The organism is Paraburkholderia sp. SIMBA_030 (genome assembly GCF_046535245.1).
Classification (GTDB): Bacteria; Pseudomonadota; Gammaproteobacteria; order Burkholderiales; family Burkholderiaceae; genus Paraburkholderia.
In genome coordinates, this window is sequence record NZ_JAWRXB010000248.1 from 1 (window position 1) to 311 (window position 311).

The 311-nt window shown below is 42.4% G+C and carries 1 protein-coding gene; it reads left to right on the forward strand.

The features are described 5' to 3' along the window. Nucleotides 1-113: 113 nt before the first annotated feature. Nucleotides 114-311 (forward strand): hypothetical protein (locus tag SB772_RS39865; protein ID WP_410838498.1); only part of this gene is annotated, 198 nt, incomplete at its 3' end.

The window sequence follows — 311 nt, forward strand, 5'->3', positions numbered from 1 at the left end:
GACTCAGGGTATTGCAATTTTGTTGGTAGCCCTACCGATTTAGCAAAAAAACTAACCGATTATATTGGTGAAAGGGCAGCTAGCCGTTCACATTAACTTATTGCGAGTGACGTATGACACAAATTTTAAAACATTCGTTTGAGGCTATGAGTCTGTTGACTACCAACAACGGTATGCTTGACGTCACTATTGTTCCAGCCGTTAACCAGCCAGACTGGATTATTCCAAGTAGCCTAATTCTGAGTGTGGATGAGTCCCAGCAGCAGGTTGCTAGATACGACTGGCAACAGCAAGATTTGACTGTATTTCAT